Below are 6060 nucleotides of genomic sequence, written 5' to 3'. Positions count from 1 at the left end.
CGCGCGGGAGTGTCGAAACATAACGCTCTAGCTCTGCCTGAGAGACAAGCGTGCGTCGACCGGCCTTTATCACCTGCAATTGGTGCTGAGCGATAAGCTGATAGATGCGCGTCTTGCCCAAGCCCAAGTAATCCTGGGTCTGGTCGATACTGAGTAGCCTTTTAAATTGCATAGCTACGTCACCTGAGGTTATGCCTGTGAACTTGCTGACGTTCGCACGAAACCTGCTCCCCAGCAATAATGTACTTGTTTTGTTCGCTATCGCTATTTTCCACCCGCCCTCAGACGCGTAGCTCGCTAGGCGCGATGGAGGCGATGGATTTGGCCGACGCCCCGAAGAGCATCGACGTGGTCCGCCCACCATTGGGCCATGCGGACCCGCTCGTCCCAATATTGGCCGCGCGCATAGGCGCGTCGGCTCTTGTCCACTTCCTCATGCGCGAGCGCGCGCTCGACGGCATCGGCTGACCAGAGCCCGCTTTCGTTTAGGAGTGTGGAGGCCGACGCTCGAAAACCGTGCGCCGTGTGCTCGTCCTTCGAGTAACCCAACCGCCGCAGGGCAGCATTCAATGTGTTCTCCGACATCGCCCTATCGACCGATCGGATCGACGGAAACACAAAGATGCCGTTGCCCGATATCCGGCGCGCCTCAGTTAGGACAGCCAGGGCTTGTGTAGGAAGGGGAATGACATGAGGGCGCCTCATCTTCATTCGCCCCGCTGGAACCGTCCAAACTGCCCGGGTAAAATCGAACTCCGACCACTCAGCGAGCCTCAACTCACCCGGACGAGGAAACAGGAGCGCCATGAGCTGAAGGGCGTATGTCGTCAGGCGCGAACCTTCATAACCATCGACCGCCCGCAGTAGAGCACCGAATGACTTGTTCTCGGTCAGGGCAGCCTGGCTCTTGACTATGGGCGGCGTGAGCGCGCTTCGCAGCGCAAAGGTCGGATCATCCTTCGCGCGCTGTGTCGCGATGGCATAACGGAAAACTTGGCCGATGATCGAGCGCAGCCGTCGAGCCGTCTCTAGCCGCCCACGTGCTTCGACCTTGCGCAGGACCGACAGCACCTCGGCGGCGCTGATTTCTGCAATTGGGCGCTTCCCGATGTCGGGCGCCGCAAGGCTTATGTGCCATGCAAACTTCTCGACAGTCGTCTGCGCCTTGCCGCTCGCTTTCTTCTGCTGCTCCAGCTCGGTAGCGACCACCGCAAAGGTTGTTTCGCGGTTGGCTTTGCCAGTCAGCTTCTCCAGGCGCTTGATGGCGCCAGGGTCTTTACCTTCGCGGAGAAGCGTCTTTGCCTCCTCCCGCTTGGCGCGGGCCGAGCGCAGATCCACAGCCGGATAGGGGCCGATCGCGAGCTTCTTCTGTTTCCCATCGAAACGATATGCGAGGCGCCAGAGCTTTGCGCCACGCGGCTCTATCCACAACTGCAAGCCGCCACCATCCGAGAGCTTCACGGTGCTCTCGCGGGGTTTGGCGCTTCTGATAGCTACATCCGTCAGTGGCATTTGTTGGCCCGAGAAATCCGGCCTGTTGGCCTATGCGCTCCAGAGGGCCAACAATTTTCGCGACTGTCAACGCATGAGGACGCACGCCGACGAACGCAAAGCCAAGCAATCATGGGTGTTTTAAGAGAGCATCGCACGCCAGCGTACGCTGGCGAACGGCGATGTGGTGCCCCTGGCCGGGATCGAACCAGCACTCCTTGCGGAACTCGATTTTGAGTCGAGCGCGTCTACCAATTCCGCCACAGGGGCCCAAGCATGAGGCCGCCGGTCCTTCGACCGCGGTACATGCCCTCAACGGGCCGGCGGACTATAGCGATGGCGCGCGCGCGGTCAACGGATCGTGAGCAGGCATTGTGCAGAGCTGTGAATGATGGACAGCCTGACGCCATCGGGGCTAGACAGCCTCGATAGCGAAGCCAGCCCGGTGGGTAGGCAACGCTCGCCGGAAGATGGTCTTTGCTCGCTCAGGCGCGCGGAACGGCTATCGCCCGCTCCTGAGGACTGAACAGCCGCATGTCGGCCCTCATCGGGCGGCGCGCACCGGTGCATGAGCATGTTTCGACGCCTCTATGAATGGACCATGGCGCTCGCCGCCAGCCCGCGCGCACCCTATGCGCTGGGTGCCGTCTCCTTCGCGGAAAGTTCCTTCTTCCCGATTCCGCCCGACGTGATGCTGGTGCCGATGGCGCTCGCCAGGCCCCAGAAAGCCTGGTTCTATGCCGGGATCTGCACAGTGACCTCGGTGCTCGGGGGACTGCTCGGTTACGCGATCGGTGCGTTGCTTTATGATTCGCTCGGTCAGTGGATCATCAAGCTCTACGGCCATGGCGACGGGGTCGAGGCCTTTCGGGCGGCCTATGCGCAGTATGGTGCCTGGATCATCCTGCTGAAGGGGCTGACGCCGATTCCCTACAAGCTGGTGACGATCACATCGGGCTTTGCCGGATACGATCTGCTCTGGTTTGTCGTGCTCTCGATCATCACGCGCGGGGCCCGGTTCTATCTTCTGGCCGGGTTGCTCAATCGGTTCGGCGGCCCGATCCGGCGCATTCTCGACGAGCATTTCACCACGGCGATGATCGTCCTGGTCGTTGGGATCGTGGGCGGCTTCTTCGCCTTCAAACATCTGTTCCCGGCGGTATGATGCAATGCCCGGCAGCGATTCCCGGCTCGACATGCTGATGCGCCCGATGCGGTTGATCCTGCTCCTCGGTCTCGGTTCGACGGCCCTGATCGCCGGAGCATGGTGGTCGCAGCTCGTCTGGCATCTCGTGCCCTGCAAGCTCTGCCTCGAGCAGCGCATTCCGCATTACGCCGCCATGGCGCTTGCCGTCGCGGCGCTGGTGGTCGCTCGTTCGCGTGCCTTGCAAATGGCGGTGCTCGCGGGCTTCGCCGTGCTGATGCTCTGGAGCGCCGGGCTCGGCGCCTATCATTCCGGTGTGGAATGGGGCTGGTTCCTCGGGCCGAATGATTGCGGCGGCGGTGCCCCGGCGGCTGCCGCAGGCGTCCAGGATTTCATGAAGCAGCTTCAGACCACGCGTGTGGTGTCCTGTGGCGAAGCAGCGTGGCGGTTTCTCGGATTGTCCCTGGCGGGCTGGAATGCTCTGGCTTCGCTGGGGCTTGCCGCCCTGGCCCTGCTGGGCCTGATCAAGGCCTCGAAACAAGGCGGATAATCCGCACCGAGCATCTCAGGGTTCGAGTTCGGAATCCCAGTAGAGATAGTCGAGCCAGCTTTCGTGCAGGTAGTTCGGCRGGAAGAGCTTGCCGTTGCGGTGCAGGTCGTTGACCGTCGGCGCGAAGGGCCTTTGCAGAGGCAACATGCCGACGACGGTCGGCATCTTGTCGCCCTTGCGCAGATTGCAGGGCGAGCAGGCCGCGACCACATTGTCCCAGGTCGTCAGGCCGCCCTTCGAGCGCGGCACGACATGGTCGAAGGTGAGTTCGTCGCGCGTGCCGCAGTACTGGCAGGAGAAGCGGTCGCGCAGGAAGACGTTGAAGCGGGTGAAGGCGGGGGTGCGGGACGGCTTGATATAGGTCTTCAGCGAGACGACCGACGGGAGCTTCATGTTGAAGCTCGGGCTGTGCACGATCGTGTCGTATTCCGAGACGATGTTCACCCGGTCCATGAAGACTGCCTTGATGGCGTCCTGCCAGCTCCAGAGCGAGAGAGGGTAGTAGCTCAGCGGCCGAAAATCGGCATTGAGCACCAGAGCCGGACAGCCATCCGGAGAGGCCATCGGATGCATCACATGCGCCGTCAAACCCGTCGCACCTCCGCTGATCGAAGCAGGACGAATCCTGCTCACARCTCAATGTACGCGCGAGACGACAGGAATGTGAAGATGCCGCAGTGCGAAGTTGATGTGCGTCATAGTGGCCGGCCTTGAGCCGGCCGACGCCATCCATTCCGAATTCTGGGGCGATACCCGGCTTAATGCCCGGGTCGGGATGCCGGTCAGCGGGTAGGGACCGGCTTTTCCCCGCGATAATCGTAGAAACCGCGCTTGGTCTTGCGGCCGAGCCAGCCGGCTTCGACATATTTTACCAGCAGCGGGCAGGGGCGATATTTCGAATCCGCCAAGCCATCATGGAGCACCTGCATCACGGAGAGGCAGGTATCGAGGCCGATAAAGTCGGCAAGCTGGAGCGGACCCATCGGATGATTGGCGCCGAGCTTCATGGCGGTGTCGATCGCCTCGACCGAGCCGACGCCCTCATAGAGCGTATAGACCGCCTCGTTGATCATCGGCAGCAGGATGCGGTTGACGATGAAGGCCGGGAAATCCTCCGAGACCGTCACCGTCTTGTGCAGCTTGCTGATGAAGCTGCGGGCCGCCTCGAAGGTATGGTCGTCGGTGGCGATGCCGCGAATCAGCTCGACGAGCTGCATCAGCGGCACGGGGTTCATGAAATGGATGCCGATGAAGCGCTCCGGCCGGTCGGTCGCCGCGGCAAGCCGGGTGATCGAGATCGACGAGGTGTTGGACGCAAGCATCGTCTCCGGCTTGATATGCGGGCAGACGGCTGTGAAGATCTTGCGCTTGACCTCCTCGCTTTCGGTCGCGGCCTCGATGATCAGGTCGCAGTCGCCAAGCCCTTCCAGGGTCGGCGTCGCGACGATCTTGGCCATGGCTTCGCGCCGTAGCGAGTCATCCATGGCGCCTTTGCTGACCTGACGCGCCATATTGCCGTCGATCGTCGCCAGAGCGGCCTTGATGCGGTCCTCGGCGAGGTCGTGCAGCCGGATGTCGAAGCCAGCGACGGCCGCGACATGGGCAATGCCGTTGCCCATCTGCCCCGCGCCAATGATGCCGATCGTCTTGATCGCCTGGTCCGACATGTCCTGATCCATCTTTCGTCTGATCGCCTTCATCGTGAAAGCGACGCGGGCCGCCCAGAGCAAGCGGCCCGGATATCACATTCGTGCCGCTGGCGTCAGCGGCCGATCGGTCAGCGCCCGATCTTGGCGAGTTCGGCCGCAAGCTCGGGCATGATGGTGAAGAGGTCACCKACGAGGCCGTAATCGGCGATCTGGAAGATCGGGGCTTCCTCGTCCTTGTTGATGGCGACGATGACCTTCGAATCCTTCATGCCGGCGAGATGCTGGATCGCGCCCGAGATGCCGACGGCGATATAGAGGTCGGGCGCCACGACCTTGCCGGTCTGGCCGACCTGCCAGTCATTCGGGGCATAGCCGGCATCCACCGCGGCGCGCGAGGCGCCCATGGCGGCTCCGAGCTTGTCGGCGACGGGTTCGATCACCTTGCCGAAATTCTCGGCCGAGGCGAGCGCGCGGCCGCCCGAGATGATGATCTTGGCCGACGCGAGCTCCGGACGATCGGACTTGGCGACTTCCTCGCCCTTGAAGCTCGAGGTGCCGGCGTGCTCGGCAGCGGCAACCGCTTCGATCGGCGCGGTCGCGCTGCCGTCGCCGGTCGCCGCGAAGGACGCGCCGCGCACGGTGAGCACCTTCTTGGCCTCGCTGCTCTGCACGGTCTGGATCGCGTTGCCGGCATAGATCGGACGTTCGAAGGTGTCGGGCGAGACGACCTTGGTGATTTCCGAGATCTGCATCACATCGAGCAGGGCAGCGACGCGCGGCATCACATTCTTGCCGGTCGTGGTGCCCGGCGCGACGATCGCGTCGTAGGGGCCGGCCAGCGAGACGATGAGGGCAGACAGCGGTTCGGCAAGCCGGTGCTCGTAGGCAGCATCGTCGGCCAGCAGCACTTTCTCGACGCCGTCGAGCTTGGCTGCGGCCTCGGCAACCGCCTTGCAGCCCGTGCCGGCGACCAGGATATGCACAGGCGCGCCGAGCGCCTTGGCGGCGGTCAGGGCCTTGCGGGTGGCCTCGTTGAGGCTCTTGTTGTCGTGCTTGGCGAGAAGCAGCGTCGTCATGATTCAGATAACTCCTGCTTCATTCTTCAGCTTGGAAACCAGCTCGGCGACCGAGCCGACCTTGACGCCGGCCGATCGGCTTGGCGGTTCGGTGGTCTTCAGGACCTTGAGGCGCGGCGCGATGTCGACGCCGAGCGCTTCGGCGGTGGT

7 protein-coding genes, 1 tRNA gene and 1 pseudogene are annotated in these 6060 nt (G+C 62.9%); 2 read left to right on the top strand and 7 right to left on the bottom strand.

Going from position 1 to position 6060, the window contains the following annotated elements; all coding sequences use genetic code 11:
- From AC1DJT_RS33465 to AC1DJT_RS33455, 3 genes are all read right to left on the bottom strand, one after another.
- Positions 1–172, bottom strand: a 172-nt coding sequence (locus tag AC1DJT_RS33465; protein WP_476835763.1) for a helix-turn-helix domain-containing protein, incomplete at its 3' end; no start/stop codon positions are given.
- A gap of 125 nt (positions 173–297) precedes the next feature.
- The gene (locus tag AC1DJT_RS33460) at positions 298–1512 is read right to left on the bottom strand and encodes a tyrosine-type recombinase/integrase (protein ID WP_476768899.1); all 1215 of its coding nucleotides are present in this window, start codon (positions 1510–1512) and stop codon (positions 298–300) included.
- 164 nt (positions 1513–1676) lie between these two features.
- A tRNA-Leu gene (locus AC1DJT_RS33455) sits at positions 1677–1761 on the bottom strand.
- Between the two features lie 304 nt (positions 1762–2065).
- On the opposite strand from AC1DJT_RS33455, the gene AC1DJT_RS33450 reads away from it, so the two are divergent.
- Both AC1DJT_RS33450 and AC1DJT_RS33445 read left to right on the top strand, forming a co-directional pair.
- Entirely contained in the window at positions 2066–2656 is a 591-nt protein-coding gene (locus AC1DJT_RS33450; protein ID WP_441505702.1) for a YqaA family protein, read from the top strand.
- 4 nt (positions 2657–2660) lie between these two features.
- Positions 2661–3185: a disulfide bond formation protein B gene (locus AC1DJT_RS33445; protein ID WP_441505701.1), complete on the top strand. Its 525-nt coding sequence runs from the start codon at positions 2661–2663 to the stop codon at positions 3183–3185.
- 15 nt (positions 3186–3200) lie between these two features.
- Here AC1DJT_RS33445 and AC1DJT_RS33440 read toward each other — a convergent pair whose 3' ends face one another.
- The 4 genes and pseudogenes from AC1DJT_RS33440 to AC1DJT_RS33425 form a co-directional block, all read right to left on the bottom strand.
- Positions 3201–3758 (bottom strand): HNH endonuclease, encoded by a 558-nt coding sequence (locus tag AC1DJT_RS33440; RefSeq protein ID WP_476835762.1) that lies wholly within the window; start codon positions 3756–3758, stop codon positions 3201–3203.
- Between the two features lie 209 nt (positions 3759–3967).
- Positions 3968–4852 (bottom strand): 3-hydroxybutyryl-CoA dehydrogenase, encoded by an 885-nt coding sequence (locus AC1DJT_RS33435; protein ID WP_441505700.1) that lies wholly within the window; start codon positions 4850–4852, stop codon positions 3968–3970.
- Positions 4853–4962: 110 nt separating this feature from the next.
- Positions 4963–5910 carry an electron transfer flavoprotein subunit alpha/FixB family protein gene (locus tag AC1DJT_RS33430; RefSeq protein WP_476768901.1) on the bottom strand — a complete coding sequence of 316 codons (948 nt, stop codon included), beginning with the start codon at positions 5908–5910 and terminating at the stop codon, positions 4963–4965.
- 3 nt (positions 5911–5913) lie between these two features.
- Positions 5914–6060, bottom strand: a pseudogene (locus AC1DJT_RS33425) (electron transfer flavoprotein subunit beta/FixA family protein); the annotation flags it as partial.

The organism is Allobosea sp. 05T422_2 (assembly GCF_056396265.1).
This window is presented reverse-complemented; position numbering and strand designations above follow the sequence as displayed.

Excerpts from the sequence above, each read along its gene's own strand:
- AC1DJT_RS33460 (WP_476768899.1), bottom strand. The coding sequence starts at position 1,512 with ATGCCACTGACGGATGTAGCTATCAGAAGCGCCAAACCCCGCGAGAGC.
- AC1DJT_RS33450 (WP_441505702.1), top strand. The coding sequence starts at position 2,066 with ATGTTTCGACGCCTCTATGAATGGACCATGGCGCTCGCCGCCAGCCCG.
- AC1DJT_RS33445 (WP_441505701.1), top strand. The coding sequence starts at position 2,661 with ATGCCCGGCAGCGATTCCCGGCTCGACATGCTGATGCGCCCGATGCGG.
- AC1DJT_RS33435 (WP_441505700.1), bottom strand. The coding sequence starts at position 4,852 with ATGTCGGACCAGGCGATCAAGACGATCGGCATCATTGGCGCGGGGCAG.